Annotated in this window: 16 protein-coding genes and 1 pseudogene; 8 read left to right on the plus strand and 9 right to left on the minus strand. The window is 73.7% G+C overall.

What is annotated here, in order from left to right:
• Both ABTY40_RS30380 and mscL read left to right on the plus strand, forming a co-directional pair.
• Positions 1-278 (plus strand): annotated as a pseudogene (locus ABTY40_RS30380) (hypothetical protein); the annotation flags it as partial.
• 114 nt (positions 279-392) lie between these two features.
• On the plus strand, positions 393-917 hold the full coding sequence (gene mscL, locus ABTY40_RS30385) for a large conductance mechanosensitive channel protein MscL (RefSeq protein WP_352062454.1): 525 nt from the start codon (positions 393-395) through the stop codon (positions 915-917).
• Positions 918-936: 19 nt separating this feature from the next.
• On the opposite strand, the gene ABTY40_RS30390 is transcribed toward mscL, so the two are convergent.
• The 6 genes from ABTY40_RS30390 to ABTY40_RS30415 are packed head-to-tail and all read right to left on the minus strand — an operon-like array spanning position 937 to position 6,166.
• Entirely contained in the window at positions 937-1,152 is a 216-nt protein-coding gene (locus tag ABTY40_RS30390; protein WP_345287476.1) for a hypothetical protein, read from the minus strand.
• Between the two features lie 57 nt (positions 1,153-1,209).
• The gene (locus tag ABTY40_RS30395; RefSeq protein ID WP_352062455.1) at positions 1,210-1,596 is read right to left on the minus strand and encodes a hypothetical protein; all 387 of its coding nucleotides are present in this window, start codon (positions 1,594-1,596) and stop codon (positions 1,210-1,212) included.
• Positions 1,593-2,222 carry a QcrA and Rieske domain-containing protein gene (locus ABTY40_RS30400; protein WP_352062456.1) on the minus strand — a complete coding sequence of 210 codons (630 nt, stop codon included), beginning with the start codon at positions 2,220-2,222 and terminating at the stop codon, positions 1,593-1,595. The genes ABTY40_RS30395 and ABTY40_RS30400 overlap by 4 nt, the downstream gene beginning before the upstream one ends.
• Positions 2,219-2,818 (minus strand): 4Fe-4S dicluster domain-containing protein, encoded by a 600-nt coding sequence (locus ABTY40_RS30405; protein WP_345287470.1) that lies wholly within the window; start codon positions 2,816-2,818, stop codon positions 2,219-2,221. The genes ABTY40_RS30400 and ABTY40_RS30405 overlap by 4 nt, the downstream gene beginning before the upstream one ends.
• Positions 2,819-2,825: 7 nt before the next feature.
• Positions 2,826-5,150, minus strand: coding sequence for a molybdopterin oxidoreductase family protein (locus tag ABTY40_RS30410; protein ID WP_352062457.1), 2,325 nt, complete (start codon positions 5,148-5,150; stop codon positions 2,826-2,828).
• A complete protein-coding gene (locus ABTY40_RS30415) occupies positions 5,147-6,166 on the minus strand; it encodes an MFS transporter (RefSeq protein ID WP_352062458.1) in 1,020 nt (339 codons plus the stop codon). The genes ABTY40_RS30410 and ABTY40_RS30415 overlap by 4 nt, the downstream gene beginning before the upstream one ends.
• Positions 6,167-6,528: 362 nt before the next feature.
• Here ABTY40_RS30415 and ABTY40_RS30420 point away from each other — a divergent pair, with 362 nt between their 5' ends.
• From ABTY40_RS30420 to ABTY40_RS30430, 3 genes are all read left to right on the plus strand, one after another.
• Positions 6,529-7,734: a low temperature requirement protein A gene (locus ABTY40_RS30420; protein WP_352062459.1), complete on the plus strand. Its 1,206-nt coding sequence runs from the start codon at positions 6,529-6,531 to the stop codon at positions 7,732-7,734.
• Positions 7,731-9,032 (plus strand): P1 family peptidase, encoded by a 1,302-nt coding sequence (locus ABTY40_RS30425; protein WP_352062460.1) that lies wholly within the window; start codon positions 7,731-7,733, stop codon positions 9,030-9,032. Before ABTY40_RS30420 ends, ABTY40_RS30425 begins: the two co-directional genes overlap by 4 nt.
• A 107-nt stretch (positions 9,033-9,139) precedes the next feature.
• Positions 9,140-9,982, plus strand: a complete 843-nt coding sequence (locus tag ABTY40_RS30430; RefSeq protein ID WP_345287462.1) for a DUF6227 family protein — start codon at positions 9,140-9,142, stop codon at positions 9,980-9,982.
• An 88-nt stretch (positions 9,983-10,070) separates the two neighbouring features.
• Here ABTY40_RS30430 and ABTY40_RS30435 read toward each other — a convergent pair whose 3' ends face one another.
• Positions 10,071-11,615 (minus strand): MFS transporter, encoded by a 1,545-nt coding sequence (locus ABTY40_RS30435; RefSeq protein ID WP_352062461.1) that lies wholly within the window; start codon positions 11,613-11,615, stop codon positions 10,071-10,073.
• A gap of 62 nt (positions 11,616-11,677) precedes the next feature.
• Between ABTY40_RS30435 and ABTY40_RS30440 the strand changes: the two genes are divergently transcribed.
• Positions 11,678-12,658 carry a helix-turn-helix transcriptional regulator gene (locus ABTY40_RS30440; RefSeq protein ID WP_352062462.1) on the plus strand — a complete coding sequence of 327 codons (981 nt, stop codon included), beginning with the start codon at positions 11,678-11,680 and terminating at the stop codon, positions 12,656-12,658.
• A gap of 105 nt (positions 12,659-12,763) precedes the next feature.
• Here the strand turns inward: ABTY40_RS30440 and ABTY40_RS30445 are convergent, their stop codons facing one another.
• Positions 12,764-13,765 carry a sigma-70 family RNA polymerase sigma factor gene (locus tag ABTY40_RS30445; RefSeq protein ID WP_345287456.1) on the minus strand — a complete coding sequence of 334 codons (1,002 nt, stop codon included), beginning with the start codon at positions 13,763-13,765 and terminating at the stop codon, positions 12,764-12,766.
• Positions 13,766-14,455: 690 nt separating this feature from the next.
• On the opposite strand from ABTY40_RS30445, the gene ABTY40_RS30450 reads away from it, so the two are divergent.
• Entirely contained in the window at positions 14,456-15,472 is a 1,017-nt protein-coding gene (locus ABTY40_RS30450; RefSeq protein ID WP_352062463.1) for a questin oxidase family protein, read from the plus strand.
• A 12-nt stretch (positions 15,473-15,484) separates the two neighbouring features.
• Here ABTY40_RS30450 and ABTY40_RS30455 read toward each other — a convergent pair whose 3' ends face one another.
• Positions 15,485-16,252, minus strand: coding sequence for a dioxygenase family protein (locus ABTY40_RS30455; RefSeq protein ID WP_352062465.1), 768 nt, complete (start codon positions 16,250-16,252; stop codon positions 15,485-15,487).
• A 155-nt stretch (positions 16,253-16,407) separates the two neighbouring features.
• Between ABTY40_RS30455 and ABTY40_RS30460 the strand changes: the two genes are divergently transcribed.
• A complete protein-coding gene (locus tag ABTY40_RS30460; RefSeq protein ID WP_352062464.1) occupies positions 16,408-16,914 on the plus strand; it encodes a MarR family winged helix-turn-helix transcriptional regulator in 507 nt (168 codons plus the stop codon).
• The last annotated feature ends 102 nt before the right edge of the window (positions 16,915-17,016 follow it).

Here is a 17,016-nt window from a genome sequence, read left to right on the forward strand (position 1 = left end):
GGCCGGTGTCCGCGCCGGTGCGGATCGCGGACGCCGCGACCGTACGGCTGCTGCGGCCCGGCGACCGGGTCGACGTGATCGCGGCGCCGCCGACGGCCCTCGGCGGGGGCGGCGCGGCCCGGGTGGTGGCGCGGGGCGCCCGGGTGAAGGCGGTACCGCCCGGGGACGCGGCCCGGCCGGACGCCGGGGCGCTGGTCGTCCTGTCCGTACCCCGGTCGACGGCGGCGGCGCTGGCCGGTGCCGGTGTCACGTCGTCCTTGGCGGTGGTCCTGTGCTGACGGTCGACGGCGCGCCGCGCGTTCACCTTCACGGGTGTACGGATTGGACGTTTCTGCGGCCCAGGCGGCCTAATGACTGCGCACACAGCCGTAGTCGCGACGAAAGGCACCTTGGTGGCCGAGAAGAAGGAAAGCGTGATGGCGGGCTTCAAAGCCTTCCTGATGCGCGGCAACGTGATCGACCTCGCGGTGGCGGTCGTCATCGGCGCCGCGTTCACCAACATCGTGAACTCGGTGGTCAAGGGCGTCATCAACCCGCTCGTGGGGGCCTTCGGCACGAAGGACCTGGAGAGCTACCAGTCCTGCCTCAAGGGCCCCTGCCAGATCGACGACGCGGGGAACGTGGTCTCCGGCATCCCGATCTTGTGGGGCACGGTGCTCAGCGCCGTCCTCAGCTTCCTGATCACAGCGGCCGTCGTCTACTTCCTGATGGTCCTGCCGATGGCGAAGGTCCTCGCGAAGCGCGCCGCGCACGACAAGGCGAAGGAAGGCGTCCAGGAGACCCTGGAGGTCAGCGAGCTGGAGGTCCTGAAGGAGATCCGCGACCACCTCGTGGCCCAGCGCGGTCCCGTCCCGGGGACGGGCTCGGCCCCGGGCGCCGGCTCCGCCGGGGGTTCGGGGACGCACTCCACCTCCTGACCCGCGCGGCGCGCGGATCTCAGAGGTGGTGCGGCGGCTTCTCGTCGAGGAAGCGCGCGAGGTCGGCGGCGCTGTCGCCGCCGGAGGGAGGCCGCTCGCCCCACCCGCGGTCCGTGTCGTCCGCGGACTGCTGGTCCAGCGGATCGTCGAAGACGAGTGCCGGCTTCGGAGTGTTCTCGGAGTGTTCGCCGGACTGCTTCGCGTCTCGCGGGCCGTGGGCGGGGGCGGTGCTCATGTCTTCAGGGTACGCCGGGGCTCCCGCCCCGCACCCGTCCGGCCGGGGCGGCCCGGGTCAGCGGTCGTCCGGGTCCAGCGCCCACAGTCCGAGCACGACCAGGAACGACAGGACGAGAAAGCCCGCACCCCACCAGGCGGTGCCGGTGTCGCCGGCCATCCACTCGTCCACCACCACCGTCAGGCCCCAGAGCTGGCCGGCGACCACGGTGAGCGCCAGTGCCAGACGGGCCGACAGTTTCGAGGAGCGCTCCGGCTCCTGTTCCGTGCCCGCGCCCCGGCCGGGCCCGGTGTGCCGGGTCCGGGGGTCGCCGTAGCCGCTGGTCGGCCGGAGCTGCGGATAGCGTTCGCGGACGGGCCGGTTGAGGCGCGGCTCGGCGCTGCCCGGCGTGTACGCGGGCGGGCGCGGCGCCTGCGGATCGCGGGGGAAACGCGGTGCGGTCACGGGCGGTCGCTCCTCTCGGCCGGGGCGGCGGCGTTCCGGCAGAGGGCCGCGTCGCCGCCCTGCTGCCGGCAGAGGGCCTCGCGGGCGTCCTCGCCGGAGCGGGCCGTGCCGACCGCCCAGACGCTGCCGTCCTCCCGCTCCTGGAGCAGCACCTTCGGCAGGGCACGGGGTGGCGGGCCCGCGGTGACGGCTCCGGTGCGGGCGTCGAAGACGCCTTCGTGGCAGGGGCAGTACAGTTCGCCCTCGTCTCCCCGGTCCTTGCGCCACAGGACGGCGCAGGCGAGGTGGGTGCAGACGGCGGAGTAGCCGGCGAGGGTGCCGTCGTCCATGCGGACGGCGATCGCCCGGTCCTCGGCCCCGGGGTAGCGGAAGGCGAGCGACTCCCCCGGTGCGATCCGGTCGGCGATCCTCTTCGGTTCGGGTGGTCCTTCGCCGTCGCCGTGCCGGTGGAGGATGCCGGAGGCGACGGCGACCCCGCCGACGGCCAGGCCGCCGGAGACGGTGGCGACGATCCGCAGGTAGTCCCGGCGGGTGGTGAGGGAGTCCGCGGCGATCCGGTCGTGCAGCGCCGCCTGCGCGGCGTCGGCGGACCCGGGGGCCGGCGGCTGCGGGTCGGTCACGCTCACCGGACGTCCTTTCCGTTGATCTCCACGACCGGCAGGCCGCCGGGGACGGGCCATTCGACCTTGTCGGCGGGGACGACCATGGCGACGCCGGTGGTGACGGTGGTCGCGCCGAAGGTGAAGGAGTCGGCGACCTGGACGCCGGGGCGTTCGGCGCGGAGTTCGTCGAGGGTGCCGTAGAAGAGGGCGCCGGTGGGGCAGACGGTGGCGCACATCGGGGCGAGTCCGTAGGAGGTGCGGTCGTAGCAGAGGTTGCACTTCATCTGGAGCTTGGCGCGCAGGTCGATCTTGGGTACGCCGAAGGGGCAGGCGTTGACGCAGTTGGCGCAGCCGATGCAGCGGGTGGTGTCGGCCTGCTGCACGACCCCGTCGGCGGTGACGAGGATGGCGTCGGCGGGACAGACCTCGGCACAGGGGGCGACCGGGTCCTCGCAGTGCATGCAGACGGTGGGGAGGGAGGCGACGGAGCGGCCCTCGTCGGGGTAGTCCAGGTGGATCATCGACTTCCCCCGGTGGGAGTCGCATTCCCGGCAGGCGGAGACGCACGCCTGGCAGCCGATGCACCGGCCCGGGTCGATGAAGAGGGTGCGGCCCATCATCGGCGGCTCAGCTCCTCTCCGAGGTGCCCCGGCCCTGCGGGGACGTGGGCGGCAGGGGGTCGGTGCGGGAGACCTGGGTCTCCGGGTCGGCGGTCCGCCCGGGGGCGGCGGGGGGCGGGGGGACCGCGTCGACGCGTTCGGCGGGTTCGACGCGGGCGGCGCACACCTTGTACTCGGGGATCTTGGAGCGCGGGTCGAGGGCGTCGATGGTGAGGGTGTTGGCGGCGGTGGGGACGGGCCAGTGGTAGGGGACGAAGACGGTGTCGGGCCGGATGGCCTCGGTGACCAGGGCGGGGAAGACGGCGCTGCCGCGGCGGGTGACGACGCGGACGGGGTCGCCGTTGCCGAAGCCGTGGGAGGGGTGGACCTCGACCCAGGGGCGGGGGGTCTGTTCGACGAGGGCGCCCAGACGGCGGGTCTGGTTGCCGGAGAGGAAGTGGGCGACGGTGCGGCCGGTGGTCAGCGAGAGCGGGAACTCGTCGCTGTACGGATCCATGGGCGGGTGCCATTCGACGACCTGGAGGTGGATCTTGCCGTCGGGGTGGTAGGTCCTGCCGTCCTCGAAGAGGCGGGGCGTGCCCGGGTGGTCGGTGGAGGGGCAGGGCCAGGCGATCCCGCCGGTCTCCTCCAGGCGCTCGTAGGTGATGCCGTAGTAGTCGTTGACCGTGCCGGCCGAGGCGACGCGGAGTTCCTCGAAGACCGAGCGGGAGTCGGGGAAGTCGAACTTGTCCCCGGCGCCGAGGCGCCGGGCGAGTTCGCGGATGACCCAGGTGTCGGTGCGGACGCCCGCCGGGGGTTCCTGGGCCTTGTTGTGCTTGACGACCCGGGCCTCGGCGTTGGCCATGACGCCCTCGTCCTCGGCCCAGACGGTGACGGGGAGGACGACGTGGGCGTTGGCGGCGGTCTCGGAGAGGAAGAAGTCCAGCTGGACGTGGAACTGGAGGGCGTCGTAGCCCTCCTTGACGGTGGCGTGGTGGGGGAGGGAGACGAAGGGGTTGTTGCAGATGCCGATCAGGCCGCGGATCTCCTGGCGCCGCATCTGCCAGACCATCTCCATCATGGAGGTGCCGGCGGGCGGCAGTTCGGCTTCGTCGATGCCCCAGATCGCGCAGATCTGGCGGCGGTGCTCGGGGTCGGAGATGGAGCGGCCGCCGGGCAGGAGGTCGGATTTCTGGCCGTGTTCCCGGCCGCCCTGACCGTTGCCCTGGCCGGTGAGGGTGCCGTAGCCGGCACCGGGCCGGCCGATGTTCCCGGTGGCGACGCAGAGGTTGACGACCGAGAGGCAGTTCTCGACGCCCTGGGAGTGGTGCTCGATGCCCCGGGCGTGCCAGGCCATGGCCTTCTCCGCGCCGGCGAACACCCGGGCCACCCGGACGATCTGTTCCTCCGGGACGCCGCAGATCCGCGCGGCGCGGGACGGCGGGTACTGGGCGACGGTGGCCCGGACCTCGTCCCAGCCGGTGGTGTGGGCGGCGAGGTAGGCCTCGTCGGTGAGGCCCTCGGCGACAACGACGTGCAGGACGGCGTTGAAGAAGGCGGAGTCGGTCCCCGGTTTGAGGGCGACGTGGATGTCGGCGGTGCGGGCGACGGCCGTCTCGCGCGGGTCGACGACGATGAGGGTGGCGCCCCGGTCGCGGGCTCCCCACAGGTACTGCGTCAGGACGGGGAAGCATTCGCCGACGTTGGAGCCGGCGATGAGGAGGCAGTCGGTGAGGAGGATGTCGGAGAAGGGGTTGCCGGCCCGGTCGATGCCGAAGGCGAGCTTGTTGGCACCGGCGGCGGAGACCATGCAGAGGCGCCCGTTGTAGTCGACGTGCCGGGTCTTCAGCGCGACCCGGGCGAACTTGCCGACGAGATAGGTCTTCTCCGAGTACAGGCTCGCCCCGCCGAGGACGCCGAAGGCGTCGTTGCCGTACTCCTCCTGGACGCGGCGGATCTCGGCGGCGGTGTGGTCGAGGGCCTCCTCCCAGGAGACCTCGCGGAACTCCTCGTCGCGGTGGCGGCGGAGCAGCGGGCGGGTGAGCCGGTCGGGGTGGTTGACCTGCTGGTAGGCGTTGATGCCCTTGGGACAGAGCCGCATGCGGTTGATGTCGTGGTTGCGGGGTTCGACGCCGAAGACCTTTCCGGCGTGGTCGACCCTCAGGTACATGCCGCACTGGACCCCGCAGAAGCAGCAGTGGGTGGGGACGAGGGTCTCGCCGCGCTGGTCGGCGTGCCACCGGTCGGCGGGAAGCGCTCCGGCGTCCCGGAAGGCCCGGGCGCCGGGCGGGGCGACGGAGGGGTCGAGCGCCGGCGCCCGTGCGGGCCGGCTCGCGGGGTCGGTCGCGGTCACTGGAAGCCCTTCTTGACGTGCGTGAGGTAGGCCTGGCCGCGCAGGACGCGCTTGCAGCGGGGGCAGTACTCGGCCCAGGCGTCGAAGTCGAGCGAGAGGTCCTTCATGGTGCCGCGCAGGTTCTCCACGTACGGGGCGGTGTCGATCGGCTCCCGGCAGCGCCGGCAGGCGAGCAGGTCCGTGTCCGCGCGGCGGGAGGTGTACTTGAACAGCTGCATGCCGACGGCGGCCGGCCGCTGGACGATGTGGAAGAACTTCCCGAAGGGGATGTAGACGAGGGTGAAGACCACCGCGACCATGTGGAGAATCGCCAGGAACGCGTAGGCGCCGCCGTGCAGGAAGATCGAGGAGAAGGTCAGCAGGAGCCCGGTCACGGAGACCACGATCAGCGCGATGAGCGGCACCAGGTCGTAGGCGAAGCGCTGACCGGTGGTGGCGCCCCGGTCCCGCATCCGGCGCCACAGGAAGTACGAGGCGCCCGCGATGACGAGGACGGCGGCGAGGTCGAGGCCGTGGAACATGAGCCAGCCGACGGGGCTGAGCGCGTCGAAGCCGAGGATCTTGAAGCCCCAGACCCGCATCTCGTAGCCGGGGCCCGCGCCGGTGCCCGAGGTGAAGGTGAACCAGCCCCAGGTGAGGGGGAAGGTGATGGCGGCGGCCAGCAGACAGCCCCAGAAGAGGAGCTGGTGCGCGGCCCAGCGGGCACGGGACCGGGCCCCGAGGAACTTCTGGAGGCCGAGGTAGGTGGCGATCATCCTCGGCAGGGCGGTGGGGGCACGGCGGGCGTTCGCGGCGGAGAAGAAGGAGCGCCACCCCTGGCGGAAGAGACGGCGGGCGGCGGGCGCGGACACCCAGACGGTGTAGCGGTGGGCGACGCCGAAGGCGAGGAAGACGGTGGCGACGGCATAGGGCAGGAGGGCCGAGTCGAAGTCCCGGAGCAGCCGGCTGCCGAGGACGATCGCGAGGACGAGGAGGACGGACACGGTGGTGCCCGCGAGCAGGGCCCGGCGGCGCACGGCCGCGGGTGTCCGGCCCCCAGGTCGTCCCGGCGCGCCCACTCCGGGGGGCCCGGACGAGCCGGACGACCCGGACGCCACGGTGGCCCCTCCCGCCCCGGTGGGCCCGTCGCCGGGTGCGCAGGAGGTCGGCTCGGCGGTCTGCGGTGGCTCACTCACCCGGCCACGATAAGACCGAATGTTCCTCTTGGTCCTGTTTTGCGATCAATGGGGCGGAGACGTACCCCGTCCGGCACGGGGGAGAGACCGTGAGGGGCGGCCCCGCGAGTCGGCCCGTGAGTGGATGTTCGGGGGCGGCGCGCAGGACCGGGGGTGCGCGTGGCTCCAAGGGGCGGGGCGGGGGCGTCTGCTGTTCTGGGGGGATGACACGGACCTTCCTGCCGCTCGCCGCGCGCTCCCCCGAGGAGTCGCACCGGGCCGCCACGCCCCTGGAACTCTTCTTCGACCTGTGCTTCGTCGTCGCCGTCGCCCAGGCGGGCGCGGAACTCGTGCACGCCGTCGCCGGGGGCCACGCCGGGGAGGGGATCGTGAACTACGCGATGATCTTCTTCGCCCTCTGGTGGGCGTGGATGAACTTCTCGTGGTTCGCCTCGGCCTACGACAACGACGACGTGGCCTACCGGGTCGTCACCCTCGTCCAGATCGCCGGTGTCCTCATCCTCGCGGCCGGCGTGTCCCGCGCCTTCGAGGACCACGACTTCCTCGTCGTCTACCTCGGTTACCTCGTCATGCGCGTGGCCCTCGCCACCCAGTGGGTGCGCGCCGCCCGGCACGCCGGCTCGGCCGCCGAGCGGACCATGTGCCTGCGTTACGCGGGCGGCGTGCTCGCCTGTCAGCTCGGCTGGCTGGCGCTGCTGTTCGTGCCCGAGCCGGCCCGCCCCTGGGTCTTCCTCGTCATGGCCCTGGCCGAGATGGCCGTTCCGGTGTACGCCGAACGGGTCAGGCCCAGCACCTGGCACCCGCACCACATCGCCGAGCGGTACGGCCTCTTCACCATCATCGTGCTCGGCGAGACCATCGCCGCCGCGACCGTCGGGGTGAAGTCCGGCATCGTCGAGAACGACGCCCTCGGCGAACTGCTGCCGATCGCCGCGGGCGGTCTGCTCCTCGTCTTCGCCGCCTGGTGGATCTACTTCGTGGTGCCCGCCCACGACCGGCTGACCTCCTCCGGCAGGGGCTTCGTCTGGGGTTACGGCCACTACCTGATCTTCGCCTCGGCCGCCGCCATCGGCGCGGGCCTCGAGATCGCCGTCGAACAGGCCGTGGGCAAGGCCCACCTCTCCACCCTGTCCGCCTCCGCCGCCGTGACGATCCCCTCGGCCGTCTTCCTGCTGTCGGTGTGGCTGCTCCACGCCCGCTACTTCAAGGTGGGCCTGGCCCAGCAGCTCGTGCTGCCGATCGCCTCCCTGGCGATCCTCCTGTGCTCCTTCGCCGGCCGCTGGGCGGTGCTCGCGGCCGGTGTCGCCGCGGCGCTGGCCGTCGTGACCGGCGTGACCCTGACCGCCCGCACCCCGGCCACCCGAACGGGCCCGCACGCCCCGGACGCCCGTGGTAGGCAGGGGACATGACACCTCAGCGGGACGCGATCACCGATGTGGCCGGGGTGCGCGTGGGGCACGCGCGCGTCGCCGGGCCCGGGGCGCTCTCCGGCACCACGGTCGTCCTCGCCCCGGAGGGCGGGGCCGTGGCGGCCGTGGACGTCCGGGGCGGCGGGCCGGGCACCCGCGAGACGGACGCGCTCGACCCGCGCAACGTGGTCGAACGCGTCGACGCGGTCGCCCTCACCGGCGGCAGCGCCTACGGCCTGGAGTCCGCCGCCGGGGTGATGGCCTGGCTGGAGGAGCGGCACCGGGGCGTCCGGGTGGGCCCGGACCCGGCGCACGTGGTGCCGGTCGTGCCGGCCGCCTGCGTCTTCGACCTGGGCCGGGGCGGTGACTTCCGGGCCCGGCCCGGCGCCGCGACGGGCCGGGCGGCGGTGGAGGCGGCCTGGGCGAGCGGTGACCGCGCGCCGGTGGAGACCGGCGCGGCCGGCGCGGGCACCGGGGCCGTGGTCGGCGGGCTGCGCGGCGGGACCGGGACGGCGAGCACGGTCCTGGAGTCCGGGATCACGGTCGGCGCGCTGGTCGTCGTGAACGCGGTGGGCGAGGCGGTCGATCCGGCGACGGGCGTGCTGTACGGGCGGTACGGGGCGGGTGGGCGGGGGGGCCCCCCCCCCCCCCCCCCGCCCCCCGCGGGGGGGGGGGGGGGCGGCGCGGCGCCGGGGCGGGCCCCCCCCCCCCCCCCCGCACCACACCGCGCGCGNNGTACGGGGGGGGGGGGGGGGGGGGGGGGGGGGGGGGGGGGGCGGGGGGGGGGGGGGGGGGGGGGGGGGGGGGGGGGCCCCCCGGGGGGGGGGGGGCCGGCGGGGGGGGGGGGGGGGGGGGGGCGGCCCCCCCCCCCGCCCCGCGACGTGCACGAGGCGGCACGGCGGCGGCTCGCCCGGGCCCGGGCCGCCTCCGCCCCTCCCCCGCTGAACACCACGCTCGCCGTGGTCGCCACGGACGCGGCCCTGACCCGCCCGCAGGCGCAGAAGGTCGCGGGCACGGCGCACGACGGCATCGCGCGCGCCGTGCGGCCGGTGCACCTGATGAACGACGGGGACACGGTCTTCACCCTCGCCACCGGCGCCCGCGAACTGCCGTCCGCCCGCGGGCCCCTGGCCTTCGACCCCCTGGCCCTCAACGCGATCCTGGCGGCGGCGGCCGACACGGTGACCCGGGCGATCGTCCGGGCGGTCCTCGCCGCCCCCGCGGGGCAGCGGGGCCCGGGCGGCGACTTCCCCTCGTACCGCGAGCTGTACGGGCCCCACAGCGGCGACGGCGACTGAACCGGAGGCCGGGGGCGGGACCGTACTGCCCGCCCCCGTACCGGAGTTGGCGCCGGGACGGAGGGAACTCCGGCCGCCGGTCCTTCGTTTTCCGGAACCCGGTCACGATGTCGGACCCAGGGACTACGTTTAGCAAGCATCAAGTGACATGCGGCGACGGCCTGGAGACACCCTTGAACGATCCGCAGGATCCTTCCGATCCGTACGAGACGACCGAGACGCACCTTGAGCGGCTCCTCGGCAGGGCGCTCAACTCCTTCGATCTGCCCGACTCCGTGGTGGAGCGCCTGCAGACGGCGCTGGCCCACTCCAGCGCCCTGCACTCCTCGCACCACAGTGCCTCACTGCACCGCACCACCCACCGCCACACCTATCTGCTCGCCGACGGCAGCGCCCTCACGCTCTGGGAGCTCGTGCACAACGCGGGCCGGGACGGCACCGACCAGCACGAGCTGTACACCGAGGAGTCGGACGTCCGGCTCGCCGTCTCCCGCCTGCCGTCCGGCCCGCTGCCGGGCTGGACGGCGGAGCGGGCCGACGGCCGCGGATTCGAGGAGGACGACGACCTGGAGCTGATGGCCGCGCTCCTGGCCCGTCCGATACCGGCGCAGCCCCGGATGTACGTGCCGGACAACTCCGCCGACCACGCGCGCCGCGTCCTGCGCCGCGCGGAGAACGCGGACCGGCCCGGCGAGCGGACGGCCCGCCGGCTGCGGCTGGCCTTCGCGCACCACATCACCCAGGCCTTCGGCCGCCTCTGCCCGGTGGAGGGGGGCCGGGACGCCGGCTTCACCCTGTACGAGCACCAGTTCCTGCTGCTCGACGGCAGCGAGGTCAGCCTGTGGGAGGTCGAGCACACCGCCACCCCGGACGGCCGGCACATGTGCGAGGTGTACGAGTCGGAGCGCGCGGCCCGCGAGGCCATGGAGTCCCGCGCCCGAGTCCGCTGATCCCGACCGACCGGGGCCCGGCACGAGTGTGGGGCCCCGGTCCCGGGAGAGCTCCCGGGACCAGGGCCCCACGCCGTACCGCCGTGCCTCAGGTGGTGAGGGCCGGGGCCTTCTCCACCGTGGCTCCGGCGCCGGTCCCGTCGGTGCCGGTGCCGTCCTCGTCCGCGCCGCCCTCCAGGTGCTGCTTCGGCTTCGCGGGCAGGGCGAACATCACCAGGAAGATCGCGGCGAGGACGCCGGCGACCCAGCCCAGCGAGTTCTGGAAGGCGTCGGTGAAGGCCGCGCCCACCTCGGCCGGGGCCTGGGCGAGCCGCCCGTCGTCGATCGAGCCGTAGAAGACCACGGCGACCAGGCCGAGGCCCAACGCGTTGCCCATCTGGCCGGTCGTGTTGATCAGGCCCGAGGCCGAACCCGCGTGCTCCTTCGGAACCTCCGACAGCACCGCGTCCGTCAGCGGCGCCACGATCAGGCCCATGCCGGCGCCCATGACGACCAGCGGCGGCACCATCTGCCAGGGCTCGATGCCCGTCCCGTACCGGCCCGCCTCGAAGAGGTACAGGAGCACGCCCGCGATCATCGTCAGGGCACCCGCCTGGAGCACCTTGCGGCCGAAGCGCGGCACCAGCTTCTGCACGGACATGCCGGCGGCCACGGAGACCGCGACCGAGAACGGCACACCGGTCAGACCGGCCTTCAGCGGGGTCCAGCCGAGCCCGATCTGCATGTAGAGCGTCCAGACCAGGAAGAAGATGCCGAGCACGACGCCGAAGGTCAGCTGGACCGCGATGCCCGCCGCGAAGCTCTTGACACGGAACAGCGACAGCTCGACCAGCGGAGACCCGTCCTTGCGCGTCTTGTACCTCTCGTACGCGACGAGGGCGCCGAAGACGACGAGGCTGCCGGCCATCATCAGGTGGCCCCAGAGCGGCCAGCCCAGCTCACGGCCGCGGGTCAGCGGGTAGATCAGCAGGATCAGCGCCGCCGTCACCAGCAGCACGCCCACCAGGTCGAGACGGAGCGCCTTCGGCGCCTTCGACTCGGTGATGAACTTCCGGCCGAGGATCAGCGCGGCCACTCCCACCGGCAGGTTGATGAGGAAGATCGGGCGCCACTCCAGGCCCGCGATGTTCCACTGGGTCAGCAGCGCGCCGAGCAGCGGACCGGAGACCGCGCCGAGCCCGATGATCGCGCCGAACAGCCCGAAGACCTTGCCGCGCTCGTGGGCCGGGAAGGTCACGTGGACGATCGACAGGACCTGCGGCACCATCATGGCCGCCGCGGCGCCCTGCAGGAGGCGCGAGCCGACGAGCATCTCGGGCGAGGCGGCGAAGCCGCAGAGCGCCGAGGCGAGCGTGAAGCCGGCGGTGCCGAGGAGGAAGAGGCGCTTGCGGCCGTAGATGTCACCGAGGCGGCCACCGGTGATCAGTCCGGCCGCGAACGCCAGCGCGTACCCGGCGGTGATCCACTGGATCGCGCCGAACGAGGCGCCGAGGTCCCGCTCGATGCTCGGGATCGCGATGTTGACGATCGTGGCGTCGACCAGGTCCATGAAGGCGGCGGTCATGACGATGGCGAGCGCGATCCAGCGCCTCTTGTCCGCCGCCGCTGCGGCGTCGTGTCCGTGTGAACTCATACGGAGAAGATAGAAGTCATATAGGTCGGACGATGTCCTAGTTGAGCCCCATGCTGGAGAGCATGACGACGGACACCCCGGCACGACTCCTGAACCTGCTCTCGCTCCTCCAGACCCCGCGCGAGTGGCCCGGAAGCGAGCTCGCCGAACGGCTCGCGGTCTCCCCGCGCACCATCCGCCGCGACATCGACCGACTCCGCGACCTCGGCTATCCGGTCGAGGCGACCCTCGGCGCCACCGGCGGCTACCGGCTCGTGGCCGGTGCGGCGATGCCGCCGCTGCTCCTCGACGACGAGGAGGCCGTCGCCATCGCCGTCGGCCTGCGCGCCGGGGCCGGGCACGCCATCGAGGGCGTCGAGGAGGCGTCCGTACGGGCCCTGGCCAAGCTGGAGCAGGTGCTGCCCGCCCGGCTCCGGCACCGGGTCTCCACGCTGCAGAACGCCACGATCCCCCTCACCCGGGGCGACGGCGCCACCGTCGCCCCGTCCACCCTGACCGCTCTGGCGAGCGCCGTCACCGGCCGGGAGCGGCTGCGCTTCGGCTACCGGGCGGGGGACGGCGCCGAGACGAAGCGGCTGGTCGAGCCGGACCGGCTGGTGTCGACCGGGCACCGCTGGTACCTCGTCGCGTACGACCTGGGGCGCGAGGACTGGCGCACCTTCCGGGTGGACCGGGTGAGCGACCCCTTCGCCACCGGGGCGCGCTTCACGCCGCGCGAGCTGCCGGCGAGCGACGCGGCCCAGCTGCTGTCGCGCTCGATGTCGCGCGCCCAGCGGGAACTGGACCTGGACATCACCTTCGAGGCGCCGGCCGCCTTCGTGACGGCCCGGCTGCCCTCGCACCTCGTCCCGGAGGCGACCGGCGAGCACACCTGCCGGCTGCGCACCCGCTCGGCGGACTCCGTGGAGTGGGTGGCGCTGCGCCTGGCCCTGGTCGACGCCCCGTTCACGGTCCACGGGCCGGCGCCGCTGCGGGCGTACGTGGAGGACCTGGCCGCCCGTCTCACCGCGGCGGTCGGCGCGGGCGGCACACGGGCGGACTGACGTCACGGGCCGCGGCGGGTACGGGGAGGGCCCGGGGACGGTGTCCCCGGGCCCTTTCCCTGTGCGCACCGCCCGCGTGTCCGGTGCCTCCGCGGCGGCGGACCGTCAGGCGACCGCGTCGAAGCCGGTGTCGCGGGCCATCTTCTTCAGTTCCAGCAGGGCGTGCTTCTCGATCTGACGGATCCGCTCCCGCGTGAGGCCGTGCTCCTTGCCGACCTCCGTCAGGGTCCGCTCGCGGCCGTCCTCGATGCCGTACCGCATGCGGATGATCGACGCCGTACGGTGGTCCAGCTTGTCGATCAGGTCGTCCAGCTCCTCGCTGCGCAGCAGCGTCAGCACGGACTGCTCCGGGGAGACGGCCGACGTGTCCTCCAGGAGGTCGCCGAACTGCGTCTCGCCCTGGTCGTCCACCGACATGTTCAGCGAGACCGGGTCGCGCGCCCAGTCCAGGACGTCGACCACCCGCTCCGGGGTGGTCCCCAGCTCGGCCGCCACCTCGGCGGGCTCGGGCTCGCGCCCGTTCTCCCGGTTGAACTCGCGCTGGACGCGCCGGATCCTGCCGAGCTCCTCCACCAGGTGGACGGGGAGGCGGATGGTGCGCGACTGGTCGGCGATGGAGCGCGTGATGGCCTGACGGATCCACCACGTCGCGTACGTGGAGAACTTGAAGCCCTTCGCGTAGTCGAACTTCTCGACCGCGCGGACCAGGCCCGCGTTCCCCTCCTGGATGAGGTCGAGCAGCGGCAGGCCGCTGCGCGGGTAGCGCCGGGCGACGGCGACGACGAGCCGCAGGTTCGACTTGATGAAGAGGTCCTTGGCACGCTCGCCCTCGGCCACCAGCGCCTCGAGCTCCTCGCGGGTCGCCCCGCCCGCCTCGCTCTCCACCTCACCGTCGAGTATCTGCTGGGCGTACACGCCCGCCTCGATGGTCTGCGAGAGCTCGACCTCCTTGGCGGCGTCGAGCAGGGGCGTGCGCGCGATCTCGTCGAGGTACATGCCGACCAGGTCGCGGTCGGCGATCTCCCCGCCCACGGCGCGAACGCTGCTTGCCCGGCCGTCCCCGCTCGCGGCGGAGGACTGACGACGGGCGACGGCACGGGTTGCCATGCGTGCTCCCTTGCTGAGTAGGTCGCGACACCCTTGCGGGTGCCCTGCATCCGACGGAAACAACGACTGGAATCAGGACAGAATTCCCACCCGGCACCTGGATTTTCGCGATCATGCAGTATCCTGCGCGGCCACCGCCCGGGCGATCCCGCGACACCGCGCCCGCCGTGGGAGCGGATCCGCAGGTCAGCGCCGTACGGGAGCCGGGCGCGGCGCCGATCTCGGAAACCCCGACCGCGCCGTCGGTGAGACCGCGATCACACGCGGTGCACCCGGAGAGACGCCGGCCGGTGCCCGGAGGTTGCCCCCTCCGTCTCCGTCGGCCGGAGGGTGCACCCTCCGTCTCACCTGCCGCGCGGCACCTAATCACCCGGACCGGACCGGACCGGAATCCCGCCGTCCGGCGTACGGCCGGGGGTGGCCCGCGCCCCCGCCGGTCCTCGGTCTCCCCGACCCCCGGTCTCGGCCCAGGAGCCTAGGGTCTTTCTTTCGGATCAGGCCGGATCAGGGAGCGGCGTCTGGTGCGTGCGAGCGCAAGGCGGAGGAGGGAGTCCATGCGGAGCATCGGCGACCGACGACAACGCGGCGGGCGTGCGTGCCAGGCGACGCGAGCCCGGCAAGATCCGGAAGAAAGGCCCTAGGTCCCGCGCCCGTTCCGCGGCCCCGGGGCGGCGGCCTACCGTCCGTGCCATGAGCGACGACAAGTCCGGCACCCTCGACGAGGCGCTCGAACGCCTCCACACCACCGGTCCCGAGCGCGGCGGCTGGCTCACTAACCACGCCCCGATGGCGGTCGAGGCACTCGTCCGCCACGGCCAGGCACCGGCCGTGCACCGCTGGCTCGACGCGTACGGCCCGAAGCTGGAGGAGCTGCCCTCCCCGCACACCCCGGTGACCGCGGCGACCTGGCGCGAGGCGCTCGGCGACCCGGCCCGGATCACCGACTGGACCCGTTTCTTCGCGCGGGAGCTGACCGAGCACCCTTGGCGGGAGGTGCTCGCCACGTGGTGGCCCCGGCTGCTGCCGGGCATCGCGGGCGGCGCGACCCACCCGGTGATCCGTACCGGTCACGCCGTACGGACCCTGCTCAGCTCCCCGGAGGAGACGGCGCCGCGCCGCGCCGAGCTGGCGCACGCCCTCGGCTACTGGGCGGCCCGCCACCAGCCGCTTCCGCCGGTCGCGCCTCTGGCCGCCGCGCCGGACGCGGCGGCCGCCCTCGACTCCGTACCGCCCGTGCCCGAGCAGGAGGGCGGGATCCGGTCCCGTCTCGCCCAGCTGACGGCCCTTCCCGCGTGGGCGGCCGGGGCGCCGGACCCGGAGACGGCGAGGACGCGGCTCACCGAGCTCGTGACGGCCGCGACGCACCGGTACGCGTCCCACGGTCACGGCGAGCCGATCATGCTGGTGCACGCGGCGACCGCGCCGAACGCCGTCCTGCGGACCCTGCCCGCCCTGCCGCGGGACCTGTGGGCGCCGAGCCTCGCGGCGGCGTGGGCGGCGGCGGCCGCGGTGACGGCGGCCTACACCCCCCGGGAGGCCGCGCCGTACGCGGCGACCTCCCTCACGGCCGAGGAGGTGTTCGCGCGGGCGGCGGCGCACGGCGACGACCACACGATCAAGTTCGCGGACACGGCGCTCGACGTGGCCGACCCGGTCGCCCTGGCCGCCGCCGTCCGCGCGGTCGAACTGAACCCGCCCGTCTTCTAGGGGATGTCCGGCTCAGCCGAACTGCACGGACCGCTTGGCGAGCCCCATCCAGAAGCCGTCGACGACCGACCGGCCACGGTCCAGGTCGCCGGCGGCGTCCGCCGCGCCCATCGCGACGAACAGCGGCGCGAAGTGCTCGGTGCGCGGGTGCGCGAGGCGCCCGGCCGGGGACGTGTGCCGGAAGTCGAGGAGGGCGTCCACGTCCTGGGCGGCGAGCGCCTCGCGCCCCCAGGCGTCGAACTCGGCCGACCAGCCCGGCACCCCGCCGCCCTGGTGGCGCAGGGCGGCGAGGTTGTGGGTGAAGAAGCCGCTGCCCACGATCAGGACGCCTTCGTCCCGCAGCGGCGCCAGGGCGCGGCCGATGTCCATGAGGCGGCGCGGGTCGAGGGTGGGCAGGGAGATCTGGAGGACGGGGACGTCGGCGCCGGGGTACATCTCGACGAGCGGTACGTAGGCGCCGTGGTCGAGGCCCCGGTCGGGGATGTCCTGGACGGGCGTGCCGGGGGCGCGCAGCAGCTTGCGGACGGAGGCGGCGAGGCCGGGCGCGCCGGGGGCCGGGTACCGGACGCGGTAGTAGTGCTCGGGGAAGCCCCAGAAGTCGTACACGAGCGGCACGGTCGCGGTGGCGCCGAGCGCGAGCGGGGCCTCCTCCCAGTGGGCGGAGACCATGAGGATCGCGGTGGGGCGGGGCAGCGCCGCCGACCAGGCGGCCAGCTCACCGGGCCAGACGGGGTCGTCGGCGAGCGGCGGCGCGCCGTGGGAGAGGTAGAGCGCGGGCATCCGGCCCCGGGTGGTGCCGCTGTCGGTGGTGGTGTCCATGGCGACGACCTCCGCCTTCCGTCGTAGTCCTCGGCGGACTCGATCTTTGAAAGTTCAAGTTCCTACTCCATGCAGAATAAAACTACATAGTTCAACTTTCAAGGATGAGTCGTACGATGGGGTTCATGGGAGACACGACCGCACCGCGCTGGCTCAGCGACGACGAACAGCGCACCTGGCGCGCCTACCTGCACGCCACCACGCTCCTGGAGGATCACCTCGACCGCCAGTTGCAGCGGGACGCGGGGATGCCGCACGTCTACTACGGCCTGCTCGTCCAGCTCTCCCAGGCCCCGCGCCGCCGCCTCCGGATGACCGAACTGGCCCGCGGCGCCAAGATCACCCGGTCCCGCCTCTCCCACGCCGTCGCCCGCCTGGAGAAGAACGGCTGGGTACGGCGCGAGGACTGCCCCTCCGACAAGCGGGGCCAGTTCGCCCTGCTCACCGACGAGGGGATGGAGGTCCTGCGCCGGACCGCCCCCGGCCACGTCGCGGCCGTCCGGCAGGCCCTCTTCGACCGGCTCTCCCCCGAGCAGGTGGCGCAGCTCGGCGAGATCATGCGCGTGATGGCCGAGGGGCTCCAGCCCTCGGACCCGGACGCGGACCTGCCCTGGCTCCGCTGAGCGCGCGCGGAACCAGGGCAGGCGGGGGTGACCGGCCGGCCGGACACCCTGGCGCCGGAGTTCCGCGCCGCGGTCGTCCTCTGCGACATCGAGGGCCTCTCC

It is taken from the genome of Streptomyces sp. NPDC126503, from assembly GCF_040302405.1.
Lineage (GTDB): Bacteria > Actinomycetota > Actinomycetes > Streptomycetales > Streptomycetaceae > Streptomyces > Streptomyces gulbargensis.

Coding starts and splice junctions, on each gene's coding strand:
- ABTY40_RS30420 (WP_352062459.1), top strand. CDS start 6,529: ATGACACGGACCTTCCTGCCGCTCGCCGCGCGCTCCCCCGAGGAGTCG.
- ABTY40_RS30390 (WP_345287476.1), bottom strand. CDS start 1,152: ATGAGCACCGCCCCCGCCCACGGCCCGCGAGACGCGAAGCAGTCCGGC.
- ABTY40_RS30405 (WP_345287470.1), bottom strand. CDS start 2,818: ATGATGGGCCGCACCCTCTTCATCGACCCGGGCCGGTGCATCGGCTGC.
- ABTY40_RS30450 (WP_352062463.1), top strand. CDS start 14,456: ATGAGCGACGACAAGTCCGGCACCCTCGACGAGGCGCTCGAACGCCTC.
- ABTY40_RS30455 (WP_352062465.1), bottom strand. CDS start 16,252: ATGCCCGCGCTCTACCTCTCCCACGGCGCGCCGCCGCTCGCCGACGAC.
- ABTY40_RS30430 (WP_345287462.1), top strand. CDS start 9,140: ATGTCGGACCCAGGGACTACGTTTAGCAAGCATCAAGTGACATGCGGC.
- ABTY40_RS30435 (WP_352062461.1), bottom strand. CDS start 11,615: ATGAGTTCACACGGACACGACGCCGCAGCGGCGGCGGACAAGAGGCGC.
- ABTY40_RS30445 (WP_345287456.1), bottom strand. CDS start 13,765: ATGGCAACCCGTGCCGTCGCCCGTCGTCAGTCCTCCGCCGCGAGCGGG.
- ABTY40_RS30440 (WP_352062462.1), top strand. CDS start 11,678: ATGACGACGGACACCCCGGCACGACTCCTGAACCTGCTCTCGCTCCTC.
- ABTY40_RS30460 (WP_352062464.1), top strand. CDS start 16,408: ATGGGGTTCATGGGAGACACGACCGCACCGCGCTGGCTCAGCGACGAC.